Annotated in this window: 22 protein-coding genes and 1 tRNA gene; 6 read left to right on the top strand and 17 right to left on the bottom strand. The window is 69.7% G+C overall.

From position 1 onward, the window contains the following. Window positions 1-19: 19 nt before the first annotated feature. The 6 genes from V5F63_RS20230 to V5F63_RS20205 all read right to left on the bottom strand — a co-directional run bounded on the left by V5F63_RS20230 (window position 20) and on the right by V5F63_RS20205 (window position 5,424). Window positions 20-673 (bottom strand): CoA transferase subunit A, encoded by a 654-nt coding sequence (locus V5F63_RS20230; RefSeq protein ID WP_209485093.1) that lies wholly within the window; start codon window positions 671-673, stop codon window positions 20-22. 12 nt (window positions 674-685) lie between these two features. Further along, window positions 686-1,891, bottom strand: a complete 1,206-nt coding sequence (locus V5F63_RS20225; protein ID WP_209485090.1) for an acetate/propionate family kinase — start codon at window positions 1,889-1,891, stop codon at window positions 686-688. Further along, window positions 1,888-3,300 carry a bifunctional enoyl-CoA hydratase/phosphate acetyltransferase gene (locus tag V5F63_RS20220; protein WP_394102735.1) on the bottom strand — a complete coding sequence of 471 codons (1,413 nt, stop codon included), beginning with the start codon at window positions 3,298-3,300 and terminating at the stop codon, window positions 1,888-1,890. The genes V5F63_RS20225 and V5F63_RS20220 overlap by 4 nt, the downstream gene beginning before the upstream one ends. Window positions 3,301-3,369: 69 nt before the next feature. After that, window positions 3,370-4,134 carry an enoyl-ACP reductase FabI gene (gene fabI / locus V5F63_RS20215; protein WP_209485086.1) on the bottom strand — a complete coding sequence of 255 codons (765 nt, stop codon included), beginning with the start codon at window positions 4,132-4,134 and terminating at the stop codon, window positions 3,370-3,372. A gap of 471 nt (window positions 4,135-4,605) precedes the next feature. Further along, a tRNA-Glu gene (locus V5F63_RS20210) sits at window positions 4,606-4,681 on the bottom strand. A 44-nt stretch (window positions 4,682-4,725) separates the two neighbouring features. Beyond that, window positions 4,726-5,424: a YggS family pyridoxal phosphate-dependent enzyme gene (locus V5F63_RS20205; RefSeq protein ID WP_209485084.1), complete on the bottom strand. Its 699-nt coding sequence runs from the start codon at window positions 5,422-5,424 to the stop codon at window positions 4,726-4,728. A 135-nt stretch (window positions 5,425-5,559) separates the two neighbouring features. Here V5F63_RS20205 and V5F63_RS20200 point away from each other — a divergent pair, with 135 nt between their 5' ends. Further along, window positions 5,560-7,188, top strand: a complete 1,629-nt coding sequence (locus V5F63_RS20200; RefSeq protein WP_394027758.1) for a sensor domain-containing diguanylate cyclase — start codon at window positions 5,560-5,562, stop codon at window positions 7,186-7,188. Between the two features lie 12 nt (window positions 7,189-7,200). Here V5F63_RS20200 and V5F63_RS20195 read toward each other — a convergent pair whose 3' ends face one another. From V5F63_RS20195 to V5F63_RS20180, 4 genes are all read right to left on the bottom strand, one after another. Beyond that, window positions 7,201-8,058 (bottom strand): C40 family peptidase, encoded by an 858-nt coding sequence (locus tag V5F63_RS20195; protein WP_394102736.1) that lies wholly within the window; start codon window positions 8,056-8,058, stop codon window positions 7,201-7,203. A 16-nt stretch (window positions 8,059-8,074) separates the two neighbouring features. Then, window positions 8,075-9,442 carry a leucyl aminopeptidase family protein gene (locus V5F63_RS20190; protein ID WP_394102737.1) on the bottom strand — a complete coding sequence of 456 codons (1,368 nt, stop codon included), beginning with the start codon at window positions 9,440-9,442 and terminating at the stop codon, window positions 8,075-8,077. 123 nt (window positions 9,443-9,565) lie between these two features. Continuing rightward, a complete protein-coding gene (locus V5F63_RS20185) occupies window positions 9,566-10,042 on the bottom strand; it encodes an A24 family peptidase (protein WP_209485074.1) in 477 nt (158 codons plus the stop codon). 22 nt (window positions 10,043-10,064) lie between these two features. Continuing rightward, window positions 10,065-10,229, bottom strand: a complete 165-nt coding sequence (locus V5F63_RS20180) for a Flp family type IVb pilin (protein WP_081762738.1) — start codon at window positions 10,227-10,229, stop codon at window positions 10,065-10,067. A 233-nt stretch (window positions 10,230-10,462) separates the two neighbouring features. Between V5F63_RS20180 and V5F63_RS20175 the strand changes: the two genes are divergently transcribed. Next, window positions 10,463-11,419, top strand: a complete 957-nt coding sequence (locus V5F63_RS20175; RefSeq protein ID WP_394027763.1) for a pirin family protein — start codon at window positions 10,463-10,465, stop codon at window positions 11,417-11,419. Window positions 11,420-11,446: 27 nt separating this feature from the next. On the opposite strand, the gene V5F63_RS20170 is transcribed toward V5F63_RS20175, so the two are convergent. Further along, a complete protein-coding gene (locus tag V5F63_RS20170) occupies window positions 11,447-11,824 on the bottom strand; it encodes a hypothetical protein (protein WP_245327230.1) in 378 nt (125 codons plus the stop codon). Between the two features lie 63 nt (window positions 11,825-11,887). Then, window positions 11,888-15,109 carry a maltose alpha-D-glucosyltransferase gene (gene treS / locus V5F63_RS20165; protein WP_394102738.1) on the bottom strand — a complete coding sequence of 1,074 codons (3,222 nt, stop codon included), beginning with the start codon at window positions 15,107-15,109 and terminating at the stop codon, window positions 11,888-11,890. A 572-nt stretch (window positions 15,110-15,681) separates the two neighbouring features. Here treS and V5F63_RS20160 point away from each other — a divergent pair. Further along, the gene (locus V5F63_RS20160) at window positions 15,682-15,924 is read left to right on the top strand and encodes a hypothetical protein (RefSeq protein WP_394102739.1); all 243 of its coding nucleotides are present in this window, start codon (window positions 15,682-15,684) and stop codon (window positions 15,922-15,924) included. A gap of 60 nt (window positions 15,925-15,984) precedes the next feature. Here V5F63_RS20160 and ppk2 read toward each other — a convergent pair whose 3' ends face one another. The 3 genes from ppk2 to V5F63_RS20145 form a co-directional block, all read right to left on the bottom strand. Beyond that, a complete protein-coding gene (gene ppk2 / locus V5F63_RS20155) occupies window positions 15,985-16,836 on the bottom strand; it encodes a polyphosphate kinase 2 (protein ID WP_394102740.1) in 852 nt (283 codons plus the stop codon). 41 nt (window positions 16,837-16,877) lie between these two features. Further along, the gene (locus tag V5F63_RS20150; RefSeq protein WP_209485064.1) at window positions 16,878-17,360 is read right to left on the bottom strand and encodes a hypothetical protein; all 483 of its coding nucleotides are present in this window, start codon (window positions 17,358-17,360) and stop codon (window positions 16,878-16,880) included. Between the two features lie 202 nt (window positions 17,361-17,562). Next, the gene (locus V5F63_RS20145) at window positions 17,563-17,799 is read right to left on the bottom strand and encodes a hypothetical protein (RefSeq protein ID WP_209485062.1); all 237 of its coding nucleotides are present in this window, start codon (window positions 17,797-17,799) and stop codon (window positions 17,563-17,565) included. A 366-nt stretch (window positions 17,800-18,165) separates the two neighbouring features. On the opposite strand from V5F63_RS20145, the gene V5F63_RS20140 reads away from it, so the two are divergent. From V5F63_RS20140 to V5F63_RS20130, 3 genes are all read left to right on the top strand, one after another. Next, entirely contained in the window at window positions 18,166-19,296 is a 1,131-nt protein-coding gene (locus V5F63_RS20140) for a metallophosphoesterase family protein (RefSeq protein ID WP_394102741.1), read from the top strand. Continuing rightward, window positions 19,296-21,932, top strand: a complete 2,637-nt coding sequence (locus V5F63_RS20135; RefSeq protein WP_394102742.1) for an AAA family ATPase — start codon at window positions 19,296-19,298, stop codon at window positions 21,930-21,932. The genes V5F63_RS20140 and V5F63_RS20135 overlap by 1 nt, the downstream gene beginning before the upstream one ends. 125 nt (window positions 21,933-22,057) lie before the next feature. Next, a complete protein-coding gene (locus tag V5F63_RS20130) occupies window positions 22,058-23,083 on the top strand; it encodes an FUSC family protein (protein WP_394102743.1) in 1,026 nt (341 codons plus the stop codon). A 4-nt stretch (window positions 23,084-23,087) separates the two neighbouring features. Here V5F63_RS20130 and V5F63_RS20125 read toward each other — a convergent pair whose 3' ends face one another. Together V5F63_RS20125 and V5F63_RS20120 are read right to left on the bottom strand one after the other, a co-directional pair. Beyond that, window positions 23,088-23,387, bottom strand: coding sequence for a putative quinol monooxygenase (locus V5F63_RS20125; RefSeq protein WP_394027774.1), 300 nt, complete (start codon window positions 23,385-23,387; stop codon window positions 23,088-23,090). Between the two features lie 148 nt (window positions 23,388-23,535). Next, window positions 23,536-24,909: an MFS transporter gene (locus V5F63_RS20120; RefSeq protein WP_394102744.1), complete on the bottom strand. Its 1,374-nt coding sequence runs from the start codon at window positions 24,907-24,909 to the stop codon at window positions 23,536-23,538. Window positions 24,910-25,065: the final 156 nt, after the last annotated feature.

Genomic DNA, 25,065 nt, shown 5'->3' with positions numbered 1-25,065 from the left:
TCCGTTACCTTGGCATCCATCAGGCGGCCCTCGCGAGCATGTGGTCCACAAGCACACCCGGCGTCTTCACCGCGTCCGGCGGGATCACGCCGATGGGCACGATCATCTCCGGCTCGACGATGACCATGCGGCCGGCCAGCGCCATGATCGGGTTGAAATTGTGGGCAGTCAGCGAATAGAGCAGGTTGCCGGCATAGTCCGCCTGCTGGGCGGCGATCAGCGCGAAGTCGCCATGGATGGGCTTTTCCACCAGATAGCGCTTGCCGTCGATCTCGATCACCTGCTTGCCCTCTTCCACCGGCGTTCCGATGCCGGTGGCGGTGACGACGGCGCCGAGCCCGACGCCGGCGGCGCGGATGCGCTCCACCAGCGTGCCCTGCGGCACCAGCTCCACGTCCACCTCGCCCGCGATCATCTTCTTCTGGATCTCGGGGTTGAGCCCGATGTGCGACATGATCGCTCGCGAGACGGCGCCGGCGCTGACCAGCTTGCCGATGCCCTTGCCCGGCATGGCGGCATCGTTGGCCACCACGGTGAGGTTCTTCACCCCGCGCGCCACCAGCGCGTCGATCATGCGCTCGGGCGTCCCCACGCCCATGAAGCCGCCGATGAGCACCACGGCGCCATCGGGCACGATGTCGGCCGCTTCCTCAGGTCTGATCGCCTTCCTCATGCGTCCCCCTCCTCATTCCGCCGCCGCCGCTTCGGGCATCGCCGACAGTCGTTTGGCGGCCCGTGCGATGACGATTTCCTCGTTGGTCGGAACCACCATGATCCGCGCCCGGCTGAAGTCGGTCGAGATCACCCGCGCGTTTTTGTCGTTGCGGTCGTGATCCAGTTCCAGGCCGATCCAGTCCATCGCGTCGCAGATGCGCCGGCGGATCTTGCGCGAATTCTCGCCGATGCCGCCGCAGAAGACGAGTGCATCGAGCCCGCCGAGGGCCGCCGCGAGGCCGCCCAGTTCGCGGCGGATGCGGAAGACGAAATAGTCGATGGCCTCGTTGGCCTCCGGAACGCCCGCGCTCTCCAGAATGCGCATGTCGTTGGAGATGCCGGAGAGGCCGAGCAGGCCGGACTTGGTGTAGAAGATGTCACGCACCTCGTCGATGCTGCGGCCTTCCTGCTGCACCATGTAGAAGATGACGCCGGGGTCCACCTGGCCGCAGCGCGTACCCATGGGCAGGCCGTCGAGGGCGGTGAAGCCCATGGTGGACGCCACCGAGCGGCCGCCGAGGATGCCGCACATGGAGGCGCCGTTGCCGAGGTGCGCCACCACCACCCGCCCGGCATGAATCTGCGGCGCGATGCGCTTCAGCTCGCCCGAGACATATTCATAGCTGAGGCCGTGGAAGCCGTAGCGGCGGATGCCCTTGTCGTAATATTCCCGCGGCAAAGCGAAGACGTCGTTCGCCTTGGGATGGTGGCGGTGGAAGGCGGTGTCGAAGCACGCTACCTGCAGCGCCTCCGGAAAGGCCGCCCGCGCCGCCTCGATGCCGGCGATGTTGTGCGGCTGGTGGATGGGCGCGAACGGCGAGAGGCGCTTCAGCTCCGCCATCACCTGGTCCGTCACCACCATCGGCTCGGCGAAATGGGGGCCGCCGTGCACCACGCGGTGCCCCACCACCGACGCCTTGGCACCGGGGAAGCTCCCGCGCAGCAAGGCGAGCACGGTGGCGAGGGCGGCGGTGTGGTCGACGGCGTCCTCCGGCTTCAGTTCGCGCGCGACCGCCGGCAGGGCCTCGCCGAGATCGGCCTTCAGCCGCGGCTGCTTGCCGATGTTCTCCACGAGGCCGATGGCCATCTGCGTCGGCGCGCCGGAGATGTCGAACAGGCTGAACTTCAGCGAAGAAGAGCCCGCGTTCAGGGTGAGGGCAACCGGTAGCGTGGTCATCGGGCACCGTCCCGGGCGGCGGATACGAGGGCGCTCATGCGTGCATGATGGATGGCGGCGACGGCGCAGGACGCGAGGCGCGCCTTGGCGCTGTCGGCGCGCGAGGTGAGGATGATCGGCACCTTCGCGCCCATCACCAGCCCCGCTCCCTCCGCATGGGAAACGTAAGTGAGCTGCTTGGCCACCATGTTGCCCGCGTCGAGGTTCGGCACCACCAGGATGTCCGCATGGCCGGCCACGGGCGAGACGATGCCCTTGGTGCGGGCGGCGGCGACATCGATGGCATTGTCCATGGCGAGCGGCCCGTCCACGAGCCCGCCGCTGATCTGGCCGCGCTCCGCCATCTTGGACAGAAGCGCCGCGTCCACGGAGGAGGGGATCTGCGGGTTCACCGTCTCCACCGCCGACAGGACGCCGACCTTTGGCTGAGCAATCCCCAGCGAGATGGCGAGATCGATGGCGTTCTGCACGATGTCGATCTTGGTGGCGAGGTCGGGCTGGATGTTGATGGCGGCATCCGTCACCAGCAGCGGGTGCGCGAGCCCCGGCACGTCCATGACGAAGATGTGGGTGAAGCGGCGCCCGCTGCGCAGGCCGTTCTCCTTGCGCAGGGCGGCGTGCAGCAGTTCGTCGGTATGCAGGTGGCCCTTCATGACCGCGCCGACCCGGTGCTGGGCCACGAGGTCGACCGCGAGGTTCGATGCGGCGGCGTGGTCGGTCACGTCCAGAATCTCGATGCCGTCGAGGCTCTGGCCGCAGTCCTTCGCGGCGGCCTCGATCTTGGCCCGGGCACCGATCAGGATCGGGGTGATGAGATGGTGCCGCGCCGCCAGCAGGGCGCCGCCGAGGGAGTTCGGCTCCTCCGGCGCCACCACCGCCACGGTGAGCGGCTCCAGTGTCTCGGCCCGCGCGACGAGCGCATCGAAGTGGCGATGGCGCTCGACCACGAGGCCGGGGATGTCCTGCGCCTCATACTCGATCTTGGTGCTCGGCGCGGTCACCACCGCCTCGCCCTTGAGCAGCAGCTCTTCCGGCTCCTCGCGATAGACAGTGGTGGCGAGCACAACGTCTCCGTCGTCCCGCTTCTCCGTCAGGCGCACACGCGCCACCAGGTCGTCGCCGGCCTTGGCGCGGCCGAGAAACTCGAATTTCTGCGAACGGTAGCGCGTGCCGGCGCCGGGCAGGATGTTGCCGAGCACGGCGGAGATGAGCGAGCCGACCCACATGGCCGGTGCCGTCACGTCGTCCTGCCGGCCGTCCTGGTCGAGGTCGTAACCGGGCAGGTGCAGCGGATTGTGGTTGCCCGACGCGCTGGCGAACACGAACAGGTCATCCGCCGTGCAGACGCGGCGCAGTTCCGCGCTGTCGCCGACCTGAAGCTCGCTGAAGGTCCTGTTCTCACGTCTCATGCTCGGGGCGCCTTCGGTATAGGCCGCCCCTGGGCGGCGCCGGAAGGGAGTGCGACGACGGGAATGCCTTCAGCCGATGATGCTGTAGCCGCCGTCAATCTGGTGGACGCCGCCGGTGACGTTGGCGGCCTCGCGGCTGGCGAGGAAGGCGGCGAAGGCACCCACATCCTCAATTGACGCGAGGAGGTGGGTGGGCGCGCGCTCGGCGGCGGCGGCGAGAAGGTCGTCGAAATGGCCGATGCCCGAGGCGGCGCGGGTCTTCAGCGGCCCGGGCGAGAGGGCGTGGACGCGGATGCGCTTTTCCCCCAGCTCCGCGGCGGCGTAGCGCACCACGGATTCCAGCGCCGATTTCACCGGCCCCATGATGTTGTAGTTCTCGACCACCTTCTCCGCGCCGTAGAACGAGACGGTCATGCAGGTGCCGCCCGCGCCCATTAGCGGCTCCGCCCGGCGGATCATGCGCAGGAAGGAGTGGACGGACACGTCCATGGCCGTGGCGAACCCTTCCGCCGAGCAGTCGACGACGCGGCCGTGCAGATCGTCCTTCGGGCAGAAGGCGATGGAGTGGACGAGGGTGTCGAGCCGACCCCAGCGCGCCGTGATCTCGTCGAACACCGCCTCAAGCTGGCCGGGAACGCTCACATCGAGAGGCGCGATGATGTCGGCGCCGAGGCTCTCGGCGAGGGGGCGCACATGCGGCTCGGCCCGTTCGTTGAGATAGGTGATGGCAAGCTTGGCCCCCTGCTCGTGCAGCGCCTTGGCGCATCCCCAGGCGATGGACTGGTCATTGGCGACGCCCACCACGAGGGCCAGCTGATCCTGAAGCTTGAACATGCGCCCACCCCTGACACGCGGCTTCCCGCGCGGCGACCGGAAAGTTCGTCCCGTCGCACTCTAGAGGGGCTATGCATAAATTTCGCGAAATATTCGTGTCTCAATTATAATTGACGTAGATCAATAGCCGTCTGCAGCATTGAATCCGCGAACGAACTTGCTCGCCTGGTTTGGGGCGGAGACGACGACGCGATAGGTGGTAACAAGCGCGCGGCACTCTAAACGGCCTCGGAGAGCCGCTTTGAAAAAGGATACGTCTGGCTAGCGGATATTCTCCGCTCTCGGACGCGCAGCAAGTAATTCGCCACTCGCACGGATCGAGAGGTTATTGGCCCCCGCGACAGCATGAGAGTCGCGTTCAAGCCGATCGCAACCGGCAAAGGCGGCGTGCCCGACCGGCTGGCGAACCGGCTCGCCAACCTTTCACGCGTTGCGCGTAACACAGTGCTTTTGTTGGATAATTTGCGCAAATGGCGCTCCCAAGGGGACTCGAACCCCTGTTTTCGCCGTGAGAGGGCGACGTCCTAGACCGCTAGACGATGGGAGCATCTCGCGAGGAGGAGGGCTCTATAGCGGCGAATGCCGGGGACTTCAAGCCTCCTTCTGGCTGGGGCGATGGCCGAAGATGGCGCTGCCGATCCGCACATGGGTGGCGCCCTGGCGGATGGCGGCGGAAAAGTCGGCGCTCATGCCCATGGAAAGGCCGGAAAGGCCATTGCGGGCCGCGATTTCCGCGAGGAGAGCGAAGTGCGGGTCCGGCACGTCCTCGGCTGGCGGAATGCACATGAGGCCGGCGATCTCCAGCCTGTGGATATCCCGGCACACAGCGATGAAGGCGTCGGCCTCCTCGGGCAGAACGCCGGCCTTCTGCGGCTCGGCGCCGGTATTGATCTGCACGAACAGCCGCGGCCGGCGATCCTGGCGCGCCATTTCCTCGGCAAGGGCAGCCGCGATCTTGGGACGGTCGACGGTGTGGATCACGTCGAACAGGGCCACAGCCTCCCGCGCCTTGTTGGACTGGAGCGGCCCGATGAGGTGGAGCTCCACGTCGGGATACCGCGCCCGCAGGCCGGGCCACTTGTGCCCCGCCTCCTGCACCCGGTTCTCACCGAACACCCGCTGTCCGGCTTCGAGCGTCGGCACGATGTCCTCGGCGGGAAAGGTCTTTGACACCGCCACCAGCGTCACATCCGCAGCGGGGCGGCCGCACTCCGCGCAGCTTTCGGCGATCTCGCGGCGCACCGCGGCGAGTCTCAGTGCGCTTTCCGGCGTTGCCCCGCCCTCAGTCATGCTTTGGCTCCCACCCTCGCGCCGGCCCACGCGCCGCCAACGAGGACATGTACCGATCTCCCTTTCCGATCAAGAAGCGGGTATGAAAAGGCTGCGGTTCGGCTCAAGTATCCGGGCGGCAGGGGGGCGGCCGGGATGGTCGAGGGAAATGGGGGAGGGGTCAAGGCTGCGCGCGGGCGGCGGTCGAGCCTGCGTCTGCGCGTCCTGTTCCTTGTCTGCCTTGTGGCCATCCCTTTGTCGGTGGAGCGGATGCTCGCCCTGATGGCCGAGCGGCAGGTGCAGGTCGCCGCCCTCGAAGAGGACGTGCGGAACTTCGCCCGCAGCGCCAGGCTCGCCCAGCTGGAAGGCATGTCGCGGGCATTGACGACCCTCGAAGTGGTGTCCCGCATGGCGGATCGTATGCTCGAGGATCCTGCCGTCTGCAACCGGCAGGTGTCCCGCCTCGCCGATGAGGTGGCCGGCATCCAGGGCGCGTTCATCGCGGACGCGACGGGCATCGTCCGCTGCGCCCATGCGCCGCTAGCGCTCGGCGTCAACATCTCCGAGCGGGACTACTTCCACGATGCCGTTGCCGTGGACGGCGTGGTGATGACCGAGATGTTCGTCTCGCGGGTGAGCGGGCGCAACTCGGTGTTCCTGCTGCGGGCGGAGCGTGGTCCGGGAGGGGGCGTGCGCACCGTGACCGGGGTGGTTCTCGACCTTCAATGGCTCTCACGGATCGCGGCCGGAAGCGCCGTGGAACTCGGTGTGGTCGTGGATCTCATCGGCGATAACGGAATGGTGCTGGTGCGCTATCCCACCATGCCCGATATCGTGGAGCACAGCTTTCCCGATCACCCGCTCACGCGCGCGGTGACGGCCGAGCAGAGCGGCATCGTCCGGGTGCCCGGCTATGACGGCAAGGAGCGCATCTTCGCGTTCGAGGGCTTCGGCAATCTGCCCATCCACATTGCCGTGGGTATCGAGACGGCGAAGGCGATGGGCCCCATCGACAGCAAGGTGCGCTCGACGGCGCTGGCCTATTTCATCGCGCTCGCCTGCTTCCTGCTGCTCGCCTGGGTGGCAGAGGAGCGGATCGTCATCGCGCCCATCGCCCGTCTCACGCGGGCGGTGGCGGCGGTGGGGCGCGGCGAAGCGGACCGCGTGACCGACATGGGCGTCGCGGAATTCTCGCCCCTCGTCCAGGCCTTCAACGAGATGGCGCGCCGCCTCTCCCAGCGCAACAACGAGCTCAGGACCATGAACGGCCGCCTCGCCTCGCTGGCGCGGACCGACGGTCTCACCGGCCTCGCCAACCGCCGCACCTTCGACGTGCAGTTCTCACAGGATTGGGTGCGGGCGCGCGGCGAGGGCGTGCCGCTCACGCTGGTGATGCTCGACGTGGACCACTTCAAGGCCTTCAACGACACGCGCGGGCATCTCCAGGGTGACGACGCGCTCAGGGCCGTGTCGCGGATGCTGTCGGCGGCGGCGGCGGGAACGTCCCATCTCGTGGCGCGCTATGGCGGCGAGGAATTCGTCGTGCTGATGTCCGGTGCCGACATGAGCGCCGGCGTCGCCTTCGCGGAGGATGTGCGCCGCCTGCTCGCCGAGCTTGGCATCGAGCATCCGGCCGCCCCGCGCCGCCGGGTGACGGCGAGCTTCGGGGTCGCCTCCGTCGTGCCGACAGCGGAGGGCAGCCCGGACGCCCTTATCGCCGCCGCCGATGCCGCGCTCTACGAGGCGAAGCGCGGCGGCCGCGACCGGGTCATCGCCCACAGCTGAAGAGGCGTCGCGTCAGCCCGGACGGCGGACGGTCCGCAGGGCGAGGCCGGCGGCGCTGATTCGCTCCAGCGCGCCGGCGAGGGGCTCGCGCGCCACGGCCATGTGGAAGGCGTTGGCGTGGAGCAGCGTCTGCTCGTCCTCGGCGATGCCCACGTGTCCCGGCCAGAACAGGAGATCGCCGCGCCGGCGAGGGGCATCGAGCGGAATGGCCGCGCCGATGGCCTTTTCCTGCATGTCGCTGTCGCGCGGCACCCGGACGCCGGTGGCGGCGAGGGCGGTCTGCACCAGTCCGGAGCAGTCGATGCCGAGGCTGGAACGCCCGCCCCACAGATAGGGTACGCCGAGGAAGCGGGCAGCCACGGTGACGAAATCGCCCTCGCGGTCGTCGGCGGGGGCCACATGGACGGCGGGCAGGCAGCCGTCCGTCGTCAAGGCGAACCCGCCCGAGATGGAGCGCACCACCACCCGGCTGCCGAACACGAGCGCGTCGCGGGGCGGCAGCTTGATGTCCGGTCCGGGAAACAGGAAGGTCCGGAGCGCCGTCACCTTGTGCGCGGGCGCGGTGCCTTCGGGGGCGAGGGCCTCGGCGGGCATGTAGCCGACGTAATTGTCTGCCTCCAGCTGCACCCAGGCCCAGCCTTCCGTATCTTCCTCGAACAGGCGCACCCGCTCGCCGAACAGCGCCTCGGTCTCGAGCGGGGCGTCGCCGGCGGGGCGGCGGCGCAGGGGCGCGACGGGCACGGCCACGCGCCGCATTTCGCCGTCCACGAAGCGGGGCACGTCCACCAGCCCCTTGAGGCTGGTCGCAGCAAGATCGGCGCGGGCGGGGGTCAGCCGGGCATCGAGGCCCGGGGGCAAAGCGAAGGTCATGGCTTCCCCCCTGTCCTCAGCCGAACCGCTCGGCGATCAGCGCGTCCAGCGCGCGGATGGTCTGCGCCTCGCCGCCCTCGGGGCGTCCGGGCCGGCTGCCGGGGTTCCAGGCGAACAGGTCCAGGTGGAGATGGGACCGGGCCTTCTCGACGAACTTCGCGAGGAACAGAGCGGCGGTGATGGCGCCGGCGAAGCCGCCGGAGGACACGTTGTTGATGTCGGCCACCTTGGAATCGAGCATGCCCGCGTAGGGCGCCCAGAGCGGCAGCCGCCACAGCGGGTCGGCCTCCACCATGGCGTGGCGGGCGAGGTCGGCGGCGAAGTCCTCGTCGTCGGTGAAGGCGGCGGGGAGCTGCGGGCCGAGGGCGACGCGGGCGGCGCCGGTGAGGGTGGCGAAATCCACCACGAGGTCGGGCGCCTCCTCGTCGGCGAGGGCGAGCGCGTCGGCCAGCACGAGGCGGCCCTCGGCGTCCGTGTTACCGATCTCCACCGAGATGCCCTTGCGGCTGCGCAGCACGTCGCCGGGACGGAAGGCGGCGCCGGAGACGGAATTCTCCACCGCCGGGATGAGCACCCGCAGGTTCACCTTCGCGCCGCGCGACAGGAGCATGTGGGCGAGGCCCAGCGCGTTGGCGGCGCCGCCCATGTCCTTCTTCATCAGCAGCATGGCCGCGGAGGGCTTGAGATCGAGTCCGCCGGTGTCGAAGCACACGCCCTTGCCCACCAGCGTCACCCTGGGATGGGCGGGGTCGCCGGCGCGGATCTCGATGAGGCGCGGCGCGCGGGCGGCGGCAAGGCCCACCGCGTGGATCATGGGAAAGTTCTGCGCCAGCAGCGCATCGCCGACGATGGAGCGGAAACGCGCGCCGTGGCGGGCGGCGAGGCTGCGGGCGGCGTCCTCCAGCTCGGCGGGGCCGAGATCGTTGGCGGGGGTGTTGACGAGATCTCGGGTGAGGGTCACCGCCTCCACCGTGCGGTGGAGCTGGGCGGCGTCCACGCCCTCCGGCACCGCCAACTGCACCTTGGGGGCCTTGGCGGTGCGATAGGCGGAGAAGCGGTAGGTGCCCAGTGCGAAGGCGAGGGCGGCGAGGCGGGGGCTCGGCACCTCGCCCTCCAGCCGCCACACGCCCTCCGGCAGCAGTCCGGGCAGGGCACCGGTGGCGAAAGCATCCGACTTCGGAGCGGGGGCGATGCCGAACAGGGCGCCGGCGAGCCCGCCGTCGGCGTTCGGCAGCAGCAGCAGCTTGCCGGCGGCGCCGGAGAAGCCGGCCGCTTCGGCGAAGCGGCGCGCGGCCTCGGGAATGGGTGCGGAAGCGAAGGTGTCCTTGGTGACGCACCAGACGGGCAGGCTGACGGCGGACGACGGGGCAAAGCAATCGATCATCAACGGAACTCCTCGCGCCGCGCCGGGGGGACAGGCAATGGTTCCGCCATCCGGCGCCGCGCAGACGGCGCATGGTGGTCCGCGCCGCGCCCGCCCGCAAGGGAGTGGCGCAGCCGTACCGGATCAGGGATGCAGCAGGCTCGACAGGGGATGGATGATGAGGCCCGCGCCCGCCAGCGCCACCCCATAGGGCAGGCTGGCGCGGCGCCGGTCGGCAAGGGCGGCTTCATCCACCCCTGCGAAGCGATGGCGAGCCGCGGCGGCGATGCCGAGCATGGCGCCGATCGTGCCGGTGGCGAGCACGAACAGGGGCAGGTGCAGCGGGTCCACCCACAGCACGATGGCGCCCGCGAGCTTGGCGTCGCCCGCGCCGATGATGTCCTCGGCGAACAAGGAGAAGCCCAGCGCCGTGACGGCGCCGGCGGCGGCGAGCCGGAAGATCAGGTCGGGGACGGGGACAAGAAACGTGACGGCGGCAAAGGCGGCGATGAGGCTGACGACCACGACATTGGGGATGATCCGGCGCGCAACGTCCGCGCCGATCGACGCGCACAACAGCGCCGGATAGAGGCCGAGCAGCAGCAGCTCGGCAATCCTCATGTGGCCCATCCCCATCGCGCGGTCAGTTCCCGGCGGCGGCCGAGGAGGCCTGCAGCCGGGCGAAGGTCGAGGCGATCTGCACCAGCACCGTGACGATGGCGATGGAAAGCCCGGCGGCGATCAAGCCGTATTCGAGGGCGGTGGAGCCGTCCTCTTCCTTGATGAAGCGCGAGAACAGAAGCTTCATGGCTCAAATCCGGTCAGGGCGGCGCATGGCCGCGAAAATGATGCCGCGACGAGGGTGCCGCGGTAGGCCGACGCTAGGGTCGGCCCCTTGCGGGGAAGTAAAAAACGCCCCCCGCCGGTGCCGGAGGAGGGGGTTGCCTGCGTGAAAGGTTAACGGTTCCGCTCGCGCGCCTTTGACGTCGCCGTCCGCCACGCCCCTTTGACGGCGGCGCCGGAGGCCGGCAAGCTCCCGCCATGAGCTTCTCCCCGACCCCCGATCCCGTCCCCGGCGATGCCGCCAGCTGCGCGGCCGTCGAGACCGTCATCGTCCCCCGCGCCCACGACATCGGTGGCATGGAGGTGGCCCGCGTGCTGCCCTCCGTGCAGGGCCAGATGATCGGGCCCTTCATCTTCTTCGACCGGATGGGGCCGGTGCGATTCTCGGCGGCGCAGGCACAGGATGTGCGGCCCCATCCGCACATCGGGCTCGCGACCGTCACCTATCTGTTCGAAGGCAGCATGATCCACCGCGACAGCCTCGGCACCGAGCGGGTGATCGAGCCGGGCGCGGTGAACCTGATGACCGCCGGCCGGGGCATCGTCCATTCCGAACGCCACGACGCCACGGTGAAGGCGCGCGGCGGGCCGCTGTTCGGCATCCAGAGCTGGATCGCGTTGCCGAAAGCGCTGGAGGAGACGGCGCCGGACTTCCTCCACGCCGACAGCGAAAAGCTTCCGGTTGTGGCGGATGGTGGGGTACGCGCGCGGGTCATCCTCGGCAGTGCCTTCGGCGCGACCTCGCCCGTCGCGCTCGCGTCTCCCGCGACCTATGTGGAAATCCAGCTGGCCGCCGGCGCTCATGTGCCGGTGGACCCCACCCACGAGGACCGCGCCCTGTTCACGCTGGAGGGCGAGGTGGAGGTGGACGGCACCGCCTTCCCGCCCGGCCAGATGCTGGTGATCCGGCGCGGGATCGCGACCTCTGTGCGCGCCCGCACGCCCGCACGGCTGATGCTGGTGGGCGGCGAGCCGCTGGAGGGGCCGCGCTATATCTGGTGGAATTTCGTGTCTTCGAGCCTCGATCGGCTCGATGCGGCCAAGGCGGCATGGCGGGAGGGGCGGTTCGACCTCATCCCCATGGACCACGACGAATTCATTCCCGCCCCCGAAGACGGCGCCGGCCGCCCCCGCCCCCAAAGCCCGAGGGGCTGAGGGCGGAGGCGGCCCTTCTTGAGCCGTTCACACTGCGCCGGGCTGGACCAGCGCGGGCGGATCGCTGGCGGGAAAGGTCTCCTTCAGCGCCTCGTCGAGGCGGTCAGAGGTGCGCTTTTTCGCGTCGTCGTCCCGCGCATCCGCCGCCGGATCGCCCTCGGGCTTCGGGGCGCGGGTGATGGAGGGCGGATCGCTGGCGGGGAAGGAATCCTCCAGCGCCTCGTCCAGCTGGTCGGAGACCTCCTCCTTTTCGCGCTGGGCCTCATCTCGCGGCTCGCCCTCCGCCTTCGGGGCGCGGGTGACGGACGGCGGATCGCTGGCAGGAAAGGACTCTTCCAGCGCTTCGTCCAGCCGCTGGTCGAGCGGCGCGGTGCGGGGGGCGGACGTGGTGGCTGTGGGGCTCATAACATCGATCTCCTTTGCGCAGTCAACGAGCGGCCGCGCCACCCGTTCCCCATCGGCATGCCATCAGGCTTCGAGCGGCGCCTCCTGACGCGCCACCCGGGCGGCGACGCGTTCGAGCCCGGCGGTGATCTCCCGCCGCACGCCGGCCCGCATGTCCGGGCCCGACCGGAGCCGCCGCGCGAGCGCCTCCAGAAGGAAGACATCGAGCAATGGCCGGCCCCGGCCGCCGTCCGGTGCGCCTTCCCCGTAGGCGGCCAGCACCGCGCGCTCGGCGCGGGCGCGGAAGGCGGCGAGAAGCTCCGCCCGCAGCTCCGGCGCATCGCGCGCGACACCGGCTTCTCCGGCCCCGATGCGGGCGAGCACATGCTCCACCGAGGCAAGCAGCTCGGCCACATCCCGCCAGCCGCTCTCCCGCGACCCATCCGCGTCGCGTCCGCCCTGCGCACCCGTGATGACCGCATCGCTGCCCGACACCAGCAGGTGTTCGAGATCGAAGCGGCCGTGGATGCGGATGACCGGCACTTCCGCCCCGGCGAGGGCGCCGGCCACGCGCTCGCGCAACTGCGCGGCGAGCCAGTCGCCATCGACCTCCGCGAGCGCGTCCGGCGCCGCGCGCACGGCCGCCATGGCCTCCTCGATCCAGCCGTCGATCTGGCCGGTGCTGGCAACGCCGGGCGCGAAGGCCGGATCGGGGGAGGGGGCCGACAGGACCGCATGGAATTCCGCGAGCCGCCGCGCGCTGCCGCGCAGCACGCGGAGCACGCCGGCCACCTCCTCCTCGAAATGCGGGTGGCCGCCATCCGGCCGGGCGGCCGCATCGAGCGCGCGCTGCACCTGCGCCATGGTCCAGCCGGCGGCGTTGCCCTGATTGCGCACGAAGCCGTAGGCGAGCGCGACCTGCGCCGATCCGCCTTCCGGACGGGTGCGGGTGACGGCGCCGATCAGCGGCGGCACGTGCGGGAAGTCGAGGGCGGTGAGGTGGCGTGCCATCTCCAGCTCGCCGGTGCGGCCGAACTCCATGTGGCGGAACAGCTTCACCGCCACCCTGTCGGTGACGACGAGGCTTGCCGCCGGCTCGTCCGCGTCGACTAGCTCGCAGAGCGCCCCGCGCTCCACGTCGACGCCATCGAGCCGGTCGGTGGGCGAGAACACCAGCGCGCCCCCGTCGGGGAGGGGCACGGGCTCCGCCTGCCGCAGGGCGCGCAGCACGCCGGCGGGCAGCCCGTCCAGCACCATGGCATCGGTCAGGAAGCCCACGCGCCGACCCTGCCGCACGCGGGTAAGGGCCAGCTGCTCGGCGATGGCGGGGGGATGCTGGTCCTCCCACGCCACGCAGAAGGACATGAGGAAACGCTCGGTGTGCCCGGCGAGATCGGCCTCGATCTCCGCCATGGCGACTTCGCGTTCGGTGCCCGGCAGGCGCATGACCCAGCCGATGCGCACCGCGCCGATGTCCTTCGCCGTGCCGGGAAACCAGCGCCGCCGCGCCAGATACTGCGGCAGCGCCTCGGTCTCGATCACCGCGCGGTGGGTGTCGGAGAGGGCGCCCATCAGCCCGTCGCGGACCACGAGGGTGGCGAATTCCGGCAGCATTTCCGGCGCCGGATCGCGCCAGGCGGGCTCGGCCGCCGTCGTGGAGAGGCGGAAGGCATAGAAGCCGTAGGGCGGTAGCGTGAGCACGAGGGGCGTACGGTCCAGCGCCGGAAGGCTGGTGCCGCTCACGAGGTCTACCGGCACCCGCCGCTCGAATTCGGCAAGGTCCAGCTCCACTCCCTGCAGGGTGTGGGCGAGGTTGGCGACGCACAGCACCGCCTCGCCTTCAAATTCGCGCAGATAGGCGAGGATGCGCCGGTTGCGCGGGAACACCAGGCGGAAGGTGCCGCGCCCGAAGGCCAGATGCTCCTTGCGCACGGCGAGGAACCGCCGCGTCCAGTTCAGCATGGAATGGGCATCGCGCGATTGCGCTTCCACATTCACGGCCGGGAAGCCGTAGAGCGGATCCTGGATCACCGGCAGCACCAGCTTTTCCGGATCGGCCTTGGAGAAGCCGCCGTTGCGGTCCGGCGACCATTGCATGGGCGTGCGCACGCCGTCGCGGTCGCCGAGGTGGATGTTGTCGCCCATGGCGATCTCGTCGCCGTAATAGATGACAGGCGTGCCCGGCAGAGTGAGCAGCAGGGAATTCATCAGCTCGATGCGCCGCCGGTCACGCTCCAGCAGCGGCGCGAGGCGGCGGCGGATGCCGAGGTTGATGCGGGCGCGCCGGTCGGAAGCGTAGATGCTCCACAGATAGTCCCGCTCGGCGTCGGTCACCGTCTCCAGCGTCAGCTCGTCGTGGTTGCGCAGGAAGATGGCCCACTGGCAGGTGGCCGGGATGGCCGGCGTCTGGCGCAGGATATCGGTGACCGGGAAGCGGTCCTCCCTGGCGATGGCCATGTACATGCGCGGCATCAGCGGGAAGTGGAACGCCATGTGGCATTCGTCCGCGTTCGGGCCGAAATATTGCTGGGTGTCCTCCGGCCAGAGGTTGGCCTCGGCCAGCAGCATCCGGCCGGTGTAGTGCGCGTCGAGATGGGCGCGGATCTGCTTCAGGATGGCGTGGGTCTCGGGCAGGTTGGCGCAGTCGGTGCCCTCGCGCTCCACGAGATAGGGCACGGCATCGAGCCGCAGCCCGTCCACCCCCATGTCCAGCCAGAAGCGCATGACGGAGAGCACGCGCTCCAGCACCTCGGGATTGTCGAAATTGAGGTCCGGCTGGTGGGCGTAGAAGCGGTGCCAGTAGAACTGGCCGGCCACCTCGTCCCAGCTCCAGTTGGATTTCTCCACGTCGCAGAACACGATGGGAACGCCCGGATAGCCCTTGTCGTCATCCGCCCAGACATAGAGGTTGCGCTCGGGGCTGCCCTTTGGCGCGCGCCGCGCGGCCTGGAACCAGGGGTGCTGGTCGCTGGTGTGGTTGATGACCAGCTCGGTGATGACGCGCAGCCCGCGCGCGTGCGCCTCGGCGATGAAGCGCCGCGCCTCGTCCATGGTGCCGTAGTCCGGTGACACGCCTTCGTAGAGCGCGATGTCGTAGCCGTCGTCGCGGCGCGGAGAGGGGTAGAAGGGCAGGAGCCACACGGCGGTGGCGCCGAGCTCGGCGATATAATCGAGCTTGGAGATCAGCCCGCGGAAATCGCCGATGCCGTCGTCATTGGCATCGAAGAACGACTTCACATGCAGCTGGTAGATGATGGCGTCCTTGTACCACAGCGGGTTGTCGCCGGCGGTGACGGGCTCAGGCATGGCCGAGGCTCCCGGTTCCGGAGGACTTTGAGCCGCGCGCGGCGGCCGGGGCGGACGAGATGGGGGCGGGGCAGAAAGGCACGGTGCTCCCTTGAACCGTCGTGGAAGGACGAACGGTGGAGCCCGGCCGACACGTCGCCGCTGCGGCGGACGCGCCGGACGAGCGGCCACGCTTGCCTAACGCGGCTGGAGCGTGGCGGTTCCGAATTCCGTCAGGGAGAGTTCAGGGGAGAAATGGGGCAGCCGGACGGCATGCGGGGGAATGCCGTCCGGCCGGCGCGTCAGTTTGCCGTGGCAATATCGGCGCCCGTCCTGTTTCGCGCGGACAGGGCCTTCCCGGCATCCCGAAAATGGAGGATGGCCGACCAGAATTTTTTTTGATGAGCGATGGGAACCTTGGTGGCTGATCCGCGTTTCAACGGTCGTTCGGGCTCAAAGGAGCCTGCCCCGCCCCGGTCATGCATCGCGCTTTTTGACGGTCTCCCCAAAATGCGGGAGGCGCCAAGCGTCGTTGGCCGGCAGAACCTGACGCGACACCCCAGCTGCCCCACAGCTCACACGGAGGACCGCCTATGGTCGATGCCGCCCACCACCCGCTCAAGATCTGCATCGATGGCTCCTGCATCATCCTGCGCTCTCTGGATGACGCCATCGGCTTCGTCCGCTCCCATCCCGTGGGAGAACATGCCGAGATGCTGGTGGATCAGATGGAGGCCGCCCGCCTGCCCGAGCTTCAGCGCCGGGCCTGGGTGGCGTTCGAGACCTTCGCCGACGCCATGCGTCTTTCCCCCGACGCGCAGCGCCGGGTGATGTGATCGGACGGCCGGGCGGCCGCGCAAGCCGGCCGCCTTTTCGCCATGTGGTCGGGCGGCCGCTCAGAACCGTTCGGGCACCCGGTGGCGGGCATAGTCCGCCTCCACATAGTCAGGGTCCTTCTGGCGCTTCGGCAGCTTGATCTTCTCCCGCGGCACGTCCTCGTAGGGGATGCGGGAGAGCAGGTGCGAGATGATGTTGAGGCGCGCACGCTTCTTGTCGTCTGAAAAGGCCACGAACCACGGCGCCCACATGGTGTCGGAGGCCTCGAACATGGCGTCCCGCGCCCGGGAGTAATCATACCAGCGCGCGTAGGATTCCAGGTCCATGGGCGAGAGCTTCCAGATCTTGCGCGGATCGTCGATGCGGCTCTCCATCCGCCGGGTCTGCTCCTCCTCTGACACTTCGAGCCAGTATTTCAGGAGGATCACACCCGATTCGACGATGGACTGCTCCACGTAGGGCACGCTCGCCAGGAATTTCTGGGCTTGCTCCTCGGTGCAGAAGCCCATCACGCGATCGACGCCGGCCCTATTGTACCAGGAGCGGTCGAAGATGATGATCTCGCCGCCGGCCGGCAGGTGGGTCACGTAGCGCTGGATGAACATCTGCGTCTTCTCGCGCTCGGTGGGTGGCGGCAGCGCCACCACCCGGAAGATGCGCGGGCTCACCCGCTCCAGGATGGCCTTGATGACGCCGCCCTTGCCGGCCCCATCCCGGCCCTCGAAGACAATGCAAATCTTCGCGCCCGTGTGCTTCACCCACAGCTGAAGCTTCACCAGCTCGGCATGCAGGTGCTTCAGCTCCGCCTCGTATTCCTTGCGGGACAGCGGGGCGGCGGGGCTGTCGCCGTCCGTGCCGGAAGGGGGCAGGATGGTCTGGGTCGTGTGCTTTTTCTTGTGCTTGTGCGCCATGGCGGCGTCCTCCCTTGAAACCGCGCCGATAGGACGGCGGGTCAGGCCCAGCTCAGGAAGAAGCCCACGTCGCCGGGCATGCCGTTCGGCCAGTCCACGATCATCGCCTTGAGCTTGTAGTGGCCCTGCCGGAGGTGGTCGCGCCACAGCTCGAAGGCCTGGCGCGGGCGGCCGGTGAGCGTGTCGGGCCAGCCCTCTTCCGCATTGTTGATGGCGCGGCCCTTGTCGGTGCAAAGCACGTTGGGAAAGCGCATGACCATGATCTCGGTCTCGCCCCGCTGGGCGGCGAGGCGGATCTTTGTGAGCAGGTTTTGGGCGATCTGGTGCAGGGTCTCGGGCGTCAGGTCCAAGGGCTGGGAGAGCGTCTTGATGAGCTCCTCACGGGCCTTGTCGGCCCGGTCCATGGCGGAGATCTCCTTGGAGAGCTTGGCCGTCTCGACTTCCATCATGTACGCGCGCAGATCATCCGCGCTCATGAAGCTCTCGTCGCCCAGTGTGGTGTGCTGCTGTGCTGCCTCGGACATGGGTCGCCTCCCTTGGGAACTGCCGTCTTTGGGCAGTTTCCCCATCAGTGGGGCGATGTCGTTGTCCGATATCAACTCTTTCCGGCGGCGCTCGCGTTCACATCCGGCGGAGCGCCAACAAAAAGGCCGGCGCCGGAGAGCTGGCGCCGGCCTCCCGTTTCGACCCGGAGGTCGAACCTGGAGAACACGGATTTACAAGCGTTCAGAGCGTCGCGAAGACGGACGCCGGAATGCGGAAGAAGCCGCGGCCGTTGGCAAAGGTCCGGTAATGGGACGCCGCATTGGCGTAGAGGTGATCGAACCACGCCTTGCCGCTCTGGCCCTCGGGCAGCCGGTCGATGGTGAAGATGTCGGCGTTGGGTTCGAAGCGGACGTGGATCAGCACGTCATCGGTGGCGGACGCTTCGGCGGCAAGGATGGGCTGGGAAAGGGCGTTCATCACAAGGTCTCCTCTGGAAAGGATCAAGAAAATCTCTGCGGTCGCCTTCCGGCGGCCTGTCCCGAAACGCCGGACCGGCCCCGCGCCGCTACCGACGATCCGCCGGGCAGCCTTTTCGGACCCCCGCCGGACCCGGAAAGCCCCGCAATCCGGAAACGCTAGGCGGGGGTGTTCGCCCATTCCTTGATCGTGATCAAAGAGTGTGCGCCGGTATTGAAAGACCGAATGTCGCAGATGAAGATGCACGCCGCTTGGGGTGCGTTCGCCGACATCATCGGCGCCGGAGATCGATCCGTCGGACGGGCGGCCCCGGTCCGACCTTGCGCCGTTGCCGCGCCTGCGCCACATCTGCGCGCGGAGGCGGGCATGCGTTTCATCCACACGTCTGACTGGCAACTGGGCAAGCCGTTCGGCCGCGTGCCGGAGGAGGCGCGCACCGTTCTGAAGGAGGCGCGGCTCGATGTTATCGACCGCCTCGCCGCCGCAGCCCGTGCGAACGGCGCGCCGCTGGTGCTGGTGGCCGGGGACGTGTTCGACAGCCCCGAGCCGGGGGATCGCGTCTACCGGCAGGCGCTCAACCGCATGAAGGCACAGGCCGACGTGCGCTTCCTGCTGCTGCCAGGCAACCACGATCCTTTGCGCGCCGACGGATTGTGGAGCCGGCTGGCCGCCGACACGCCGGCCAATGTCTCGGCCCTCACCGAGGCGCGGCCGCTGGAGCTGGGCGCCGCAGATGGTGAGCAGGCCGTGCTGCTGCCGGCCCCCCTCTCTCACAAGCGCAGCGTCGCTGACCCGACCCACTGGTTCGACACGGCCGAGACCCCGCCGGGCGCCTTGCGCATCGGCCTCGCCCACGGCTCGGTGCAGACCTTCGGCGGGGACGCCGACCCCAATCTCGTCGCCGTCGACCGCGCCCGCCGCGCCGGCCTTGCCTATCTCGCGCTGGGCGACTGGCACGGCCGCATCCGCATCGATGAGCGCACTTATTACAGCGGCACGCCCGAGCCGGACGATTTCGGCCGTGAGGTCACGGGCGTCGCATTGCTGGTGGACATGTCCGGCAGCGCCCCGCCGCAGGTGATGGAGCTTCCCATCGGCCGCCATCACTGGCTGGAGGAGGGCTGGTCCCTTTCCGGCGCGGACGATCTCGACGCGCGCATCGCCGGCCTCGCGCCGGGCGTGGCGCGGCAGGATCTGGTCTGCCGGCTGCGGCTGTCCGGCCTCGTCACCCTGGCCGAGCGGGTGGCTGTGCGGCGCCGGCTGGAGGATGAACTCGCCCACGAAATGCGCTGGCTGGACCTGATTGCCGACGACCTCGTGACCCGTCCCACTGACACGGATCTCTCCGAGATCGACACGCAAGGCGAACTCCACGCCGCCGCCGTGCGCCTGCGGGCGATGATGGGCGGGGGCGGGGCCGAGGGGCGGCTCGCCGCCCAGGCGCTGGAGCGTCTTTATGTGGAGCAGATGCGCGCCCAAAGGGCAGGGGAAGCGTGATGCGGGTTCGTCGTCTCCGGATCGAGAATTTCCGCAAGTTCCGCGCCCCCGTGGTGGTGGACGGCTTCACCGACGGGCTGAATCTCGTCTGCGAGCCCAATGAGACCGGCAAATCCACCGTGCTGGACGCCCTGCGCGCCGCCCTGTTCGAACGGCACAGCGCCAAGAGCGAGCGTATCCGCTCCTTCCGTCCGCAGGGCGACGAGGTGGCGCCGAGCGTGGAACTGGCCTTCGACGTGAACGGCGAGGAATGGCGCCTCACCAAGCGGTTTCTGCTGTCGCCTTCCGTGATGCTGGAGGGGCCGCAGGGGCGGTTCGCCTCGGATGCCGCCGAGGAAAAATTGCAGGGGCTCCTCGGTTTCGCGCCCGCCGGCAATCGCGGCGCCGATGATGACAGCCGTGGCGCTTTGGGGCTGCTGTGGGTGGAGCAGGGCCAGTCCTTCCTCCTCGGCAGCCCGGGCGAGACCGCCCGCCGCACGCTGGAGGAGGCCCTGGCCGGCGAGATCGGCGCGGTCACCGGCGGGCGCCGGGCCAAGGCGGTGGTGGCGCAGGTGGAGAAGGCGCTCGAGGATTTCCTTACTCCCGGTGGCAAGCCTACCAAGCGATTGAAGCTGGCGATGGAGGCGGCCGAGGCCGCGCGTCTTTCCGCCACCGAGCGGGCGCGGGAGCTGGAGCAATTCGAGGGCGTGCTGGAGCAGTTGGAATATAGGCGCAACGAGCGTCGCCGCCTCGTGCGCGACATCGAGGACCCGCAGACCGATGCCGATCTGAAGACGCTCGACGAGGATATCGCCCGCGCCCGCGCCGCCGGCCAGGCGCTGGAGATCGCCACCCTCGCCGTGCGCGAGCAATCCGGCCGCCGCACTGCGCTCGAGGAGCGCAGGGCGGGGCGCGAGAAGCTCGCGGGCCAGCTTCGGGAGGCCGAGGCGAAGGTTGCGCGCGCCGCCGAGGCCGTGAGCGCCCATGCCGAGGTGATCGGCCACGCCCGCTCCGCTGAAAAAGCTGCGGCCGCTGCGCTGGATGCCGCCCGCGCGGGCTTGCGGGAGGCGGAGACGCGGCGGGACCAGTCCGTCGCCGAACGCGCCGCCGCCGAACGCCGCCTCGCCTTCGCCTCCGCCTTCGCCCGGCTCGACCGGGCCGAGGGTCTCTCCGCGGACATCCGCGCGCGGGAGAGCCGCATCGCGGCCTCGCGCATGGACGCCGCCGCCATGGATCGCCTGCGCCAGCTGGAGGATGCGGAAAGCGCCGCGCGCGCCCAGGCGGAAGCCGGCGCCGCCACCCTTACCGTGACTCTTGAACCGGGCGCGCCAGAGATTCTCCTCGACGGCGTGCCGCTCGGCGAAGGTGCCATCCGCCTCAGCCGCCCGCGCACCCTCGCCATTCCCGGCGTCGGCACCCTCGCCTTCGCCCCGCCACCCTCGGGCGAGCCGGCGCTGGCGCGGCTTCGGGCGGCCCGGCGCGATCTCGCCGATTTCCTTTCGAGCGTCGGCCAGGATGCTCCGCAGGCCGCCCGCGCGGCGGGCCGGGCGCGGGCCATCGACGAGGCCGAGCTTCTCGGCCTCAAGACCCGGCTCAAGGCCGAATGTCCGGCCGATGCCGCCCTCGGTATTCCCGCCGGTCTCGATCCCCTGCGCGGCGCGCTCGCCGGCGTGGAGCGCCCGGCGCCGGAGGCCAAGGATGCGGGGTTCTCCGCCGCTGACGTCGAGACGCCCTATCGCGCCGCCCGCGCCGCCGAGGCCGAGGCCGCCGCGCGCCGCGAGGCAGCTCTGGAGAGCCTGAAGGCGGGCGAGCTGAAGGAGGTCGCCCTCACGGCCGCGCTGGAGCGGGCCGAGGCGGAGCGGGCGCGCCTCGCCGCCGACCTTGCCGCCGACCGCGCGGCCCTCCCGGACGTCGATCTCGCCGCTGCCCTGGAAGAGGCCCGTGCCGCCGAGGCCCGCGCGCTGGTGGATTGCGACACCGCCCGCCGCGCCGCCGAGGGGCTGGACGCGGACGGCTTCATCCGCCGTCGCGACGGTCTCCGAAAGAGGCGCGACACGCTGCAATCCCAGCTGCCGGAGCTGGCGGGCGCGGTGGCGCGGCTGGAGGAGCAGGCGCGCACCTTGGGCGGGGAAGGCCCCGCGACCCGCAAGGCCGCCGCCGACGAGGAGGCCGAGGCCGCCGCCGCCGCGCTCGCACGCCTGAAGGGCGAGGCGGACACGCTGGCGCTGCTGCTCAAGGTGCTGAAGGAGGCGCAGCAGGATGCGGCGCGGCGCTATCTCGCCCCCGTCACCCGGCGCATCGAGCCCTATGTGCGGCGCCTGCTGCCCTCGGCCAGCCTGTCCTTTGGCGAGGATCTCAAGCCGCGCCTTCTCACCCGCGCCGGCCGCGAGGAAGCGGCGGAGATACTGAGCAAGGGCACGCAGGAGCAGATCGCCATCCTCACCCGCCTCGCGTTCGCCGACCTCCTCATTGACAAGGGGCAGCCGGCCTCGCTGGTGCTGGACGATGCCCTCGTCTTCGCCGACGACGACCGCTTCGACACCATGATGGACATCCTCTCCGAGGCCTCCGGCCGCATGCAGGTGCTGGTGCTGAGCTGCCGGGCCTCGGCCTACCGGGCCATGGCGGCGACGCGGCTCGCCATCCGTCCCGCCTGATGCTCCCCCGTCCGCCGCACCCGGTGTAGGATGGTGGCGGGAAGGGGCAGAGGGATGGGCGGCAATCTCCGAGCGCGCGGGCGGCGCGGCGTGCCGGGACCGGTGACACCGGGCGCCGGGCGGGCATGCCCGTGACTGGCGCCGGCGCGGGGCTGCGTCCCCTTCTGGCGCAGGAGCTTCATCTCGGCGCCATTGCGCGGGCGCTGGCGGTGACCGGGCCGCTGGTGATCGCATATCTGCTCACCCGCGAGCCGGCGCTGGTCAATCTGTGCCTGCTCACCGTCTCGCTGCTGATCCCGGCGCTGAAGCTGCGGCTCAGCCCTTCGGCGGTGATCGTGCAGTATCTCGTCATCGTCGCCACCTTCGCGCTGCTGTTCCTGGCGGCGCCCATCCCGCCGCTCTTCGTGGTTCTGGCGGCGGTGACCGGCTTCATGGCCGCGGCGGTCACCCGCTTCGGCACGCTGCTTCGGACGCTGGGCAATTGGGTCTTCATACCCGCCGTCTATCTGGCGCTGGAGATCCGCGAGGGCGCGCTGGGCGAGGCGGCGTTGTGGCAGGCGGGCGTGATGCTGGGCCTCTCGCCGGTCGGGCTCACCCTCGTCTGCGCGGTGCAGGCGCTGGACGGCCGTCGTCGGACGCCGGACCGCGCCGACATCTTCGGCCCGCGCTCCGGCGACTGGCTCGGGCCGGCGGTGGCGACGGCGGCCGCCGTGTTCGCGGCGGCGGCGCTGGTGGAGGTGTTCGACATCCGCGAGGGCCAGTGGCTGATCTGGTCGGCGGCGAGCGTCGTGGTGGGCGACCTCTCCGCCTCCACCGGCAAGCTGAGGCTCCGGGCCATGGGCGCGCTGGTGGGCGCGCCGCTCGGCCTGCTCATCGGGCTGGCGCTGCCGGTGAGCGAGGTGGGCTATTCCTTCTGCGTGCTCGGGGCCATGCTCACGCTGATCGCGTTTTCGCGCTACGTGATCGGGTTCGGCGCACGCTGCTTCTTCATCGCGCTCGCGGCGGCGTTCGCCGGCACGGGCAGCGGCATCGCCGCCGAGCGGGTGGAGAATGTGCTCATCGGGGGCGCCTTCGGCCTTGTCGCCGTCGCGCTCGCCGAGATCGCCCGCCCGCCCCGCCGTCCCCGTCCGGAGCGGCCGGCGGGGCCGTGATGGCTCAGGTCACCACATCGACCGGATCGAGCACGAAGGGGGTGCGCTCGGCGAGGTCGTTGATGTGCGCGAAATAATGCGCGAAGTGCGCCGTCTCGCGGTGGGCGGTGACGGCCGCCGCATTCGCGTAAAGCTCGTCGATGACGAAGCGCGTCGGCTCGGACTGGTCGCGCCAGAAATCCCAGCGCAGGTTGCCCGGCTCGGCGCGGGTGGCGGCGGCCATGCCCGTGAGCAGCGCCTGCAACGCCTCCGCCTTGCCCGGGCGGGCGGAGAGGAGAACCACGATCTTCACCGGCGCGCTCATCTTCGATGGCTCCCTTTGGAAAAGAGGCCGGCAATGGGCCTTCTTCCCGCATGAAGGTCAAGGGCCCTGCGACTGGCCGCCTCGTAGAGGTGAGGCCCGCAGTGGGTCCGCCGGCGTCCTGATCGCGCGTCGCTCCGGCGAAGGCAGGCTACGGGGAAAGCTCCTCCAGCACCCGGCCCTTGGTCTCGATGGCGAAGAACATGGTGACGAGGGCGCCGACCACGAGGATGCCGGCGAAGGCCGCGAACACATACTGGATGCCCGCCGCGCCCATGATGGTGCCGACCAAGATGGGACCGGCCGAGGAGCCGAGGCGCAGCCAGGCGCTGCCGAGCCCGGTGCCGATCGCCCGGAGGCGGGTCGGGTAGAGCTCCGCCGAATAGAGGTAGAGCGAGAAGGTGATGGTCTGCACGATCGCATAGGCGAGGCCGGCGAGCACCAGAACCTCGGTGGGGGAGGTCGCGCCCATCCACGCCAGCGCCAGCAGCGGGAGCGGCGCCGTGAGGAAGGCGAAGGTGTACCAGCGCTTGCGGCCGACCTTGTCGATGAGGAGCGCGCAGGCGATGGAGGCCACCACGCCGGCTACCGAGGTGAGCAGGCCGTAGAGCAGCGCGGTTTCCAGCGGCAGGTTGAAGGTCTGCCGGTAGAGGGTGGGCAGCCAGGCGATCATGCCGTTGGCCACGAGGTAGGAGCAGAACCACATGGACCAGATGGTCAGCGTGCGCCGGCGATAGATGCCGCTGAACAGCTCGCGGATGCCGGACTTCTCCACCGCCTTCACGGCCACCGGCTTCGGCTCCGCCAGCACATGGCCCTGGGCGATGGCGCTGCGTTCCAGGTCCGACACGATCCGGTCGGCCTCCGCATAGCGCCCCTTGGACGCGAGCCAGCGCGGCGATTCCTTCATGAAGAAGCGCAGCGGGATGAGGATGGCGGCGGGAACGAGACCCACCAGGAACATGGCCTGCCAGCCATAGACCGGCACCAGCGCCCGGGCGATGAGGCCGGCGCCCACGAGGCCGAACAGGAACATCACCTCGTACAGCAGGAAGAAGCGGCCGCGCCCCTTCGAGCCGATGTATTCGTTGATATAGGCGCTCGCCACCGGCACTTCGCCCCCGGTGCCGATGCCCTGGATGAAGCGGAAGGCCATCATGGAGGCCGCGCCCCAGGCGAACAGGCAGGCGATGTCCATGCTGACGAACAAGAGGATGGTGAAGAGCAGCACGCTGAGGCGGCCGATGCGCTCGGCCAGCCAGCCGAAGAACACCGCCCCGATGAGCTGCCCGAGGTAGCCCATGGAGAGGATCATGCCCGTCTGCTCGGGATTGAGACCCCATTCGCGCACAAGCACCGGCATCGCATAGGCGATGGCGATGACGGTGTAGCCGTCGAAGAAGGTGGCGGCCCCGATGATGTTTCGGGTCCAGAACACCCGGCGCGTCACCGGCAGCCGCTCGATGCGGGCGCTGATGTCCGCCGGGCCGTCGGCCACCATCCGGGGTGGGGTCTGCATGAGCATTTCGGTCCTCCAAGGGGGGCATTTGTTCTTGGTCTTGCTGCGCACAGGCGCAGAGGTTCTGCCGGGTGGGCGAGGAAACGGGCGCCGTGCGGCCTTGTCGTCGAGGGGCTTGTTTTCAGAAACGGGGAGCCGGGGCCGCTTGGCGCGCGGCCCGGG

Source organism: Xanthobacter wiegelii (assembly GCF_043193855.2).
Lineage (GTDB): Bacteria > Pseudomonadota > Alphaproteobacteria > Rhizobiales > Xanthobacteraceae > Xanthobacter > Xanthobacter flavus_A.
This window is presented reverse-complemented; position numbering and strand designations above follow the sequence as displayed.

Coding starts and splice junctions, on each gene's coding strand:
- V5F63_RS20195 (WP_394102736.1), bottom strand. CDS start 8,058: ATGACCTTCGCTTTGCCCCCGGGCCTCGATGCCCGGCTGACCCCCGCC.
- V5F63_RS20125 (WP_394027774.1), bottom strand. CDS start 23,387: ATGAGCGCGCCGGTGAAGATCGTGGTTCTCCTCTCCGCCCGCCCGGGC.
- V5F63_RS20225 (WP_209485090.1), bottom strand. CDS start 1,891: ATGACCACGCTACCGGTTGCCCTCACCCTGAACGCGGGCTCTTCTTCG.
- V5F63_RS20190 (WP_394102737.1), bottom strand. CDS start 9,442: ATGATCGATTGCTTTGCCCCGTCGTCCGCCGTCAGCCTGCCCGTCTGG.
- V5F63_RS20140 (WP_394102741.1), top strand. CDS start 18,166: ATGCGTTTCATCCACACGTCTGACTGGCAACTGGGCAAGCCGTTCGGC.
- V5F63_RS20175 (WP_394027763.1), top strand. CDS start 10,463: ATGAGCTTCTCCCCGACCCCCGATCCCGTCCCCGGCGATGCCGCCAGC.
- treS (WP_394102738.1), bottom strand. CDS start 15,109: ATGCCTGAGCCCGTCACCGCCGGCGACAACCCGCTGTGGTACAAGGAC.
- V5F63_RS20180 (WP_081762738.1), bottom strand. CDS start 10,229: ATGAAGCTTCTGTTCTCGCGCTTCATCAAGGAAGAGGACGGCTCCACC.
- V5F63_RS20145 (WP_209485062.1), bottom strand. CDS start 17,799: ATGAACGCCCTTTCCCAGCCCATCCTTGCCGCCGAAGCGTCCGCCACC.
- V5F63_RS20150 (WP_209485064.1), bottom strand. CDS start 17,360: ATGTCCGAGGCAGCACAGCAGCACACCACACTGGGCGACGAGAGCTTC.
- V5F63_RS20185 (WP_209485074.1), bottom strand. CDS start 10,042: ATGAGGATTGCCGAGCTGCTGCTGCTCGGCCTCTATCCGGCGCTGTTG.
- V5F63_RS20230 (WP_209485093.1), bottom strand. CDS start 673: ATGAGGAAGGCGATCAGACCTGAGGAAGCGGCCGACATCGTGCCCGAT.
- V5F63_RS20205 (WP_209485084.1), bottom strand. CDS start 5,424: ATGACTGAGGGCGGGGCAACGCCGGAAAGCGCACTGAGACTCGCCGCG.
- ppk2 (WP_394102740.1), bottom strand. CDS start 16,836: ATGGCGCACAAGCACAAGAAAAAGCACACGACCCAGACCATCCTGCCC.
- V5F63_RS20200 (WP_394027758.1), top strand. CDS start 5,560: ATGGTCGAGGGAAATGGGGGAGGGGTCAAGGCTGCGCGCGGGCGGCGG.
- V5F63_RS20120 (WP_394102744.1), bottom strand. CDS start 24,909: ATGCTCATGCAGACCCCACCCCGGATGGTGGCCGACGGCCCGGCGGAC.
- V5F63_RS20135 (WP_394102742.1), top strand. CDS start 19,296: ATGCGGGTTCGTCGTCTCCGGATCGAGAATTTCCGCAAGTTCCGCGCC.
- V5F63_RS20130 (WP_394102743.1), top strand. CDS start 22,058: ATGCCCGTGACTGGCGCCGGCGCGGGGCTGCGTCCCCTTCTGGCGCAG.
- V5F63_RS20220 (WP_394102735.1), bottom strand. CDS start 3,300: ATGAGACGTGAGAACAGGACCTTCAGCGAGCTTCAGGTCGGCGACAGC.
- fabI (WP_209485086.1), bottom strand. CDS start 4,134: ATGTTCAAGCTTCAGGATCAGCTGGCCCTCGTGGTGGGCGTCGCCAAT.
- V5F63_RS20170 (WP_245327230.1), bottom strand. CDS start 11,824: ATGAGCCCCACAGCCACCACGTCCGCCCCCCGCACCGCGCCGCTCGAC.
- V5F63_RS20160 (WP_394102739.1), top strand. CDS start 15,682: ATGGTCGATGCCGCCCACCACCCGCTCAAGATCTGCATCGATGGCTCC.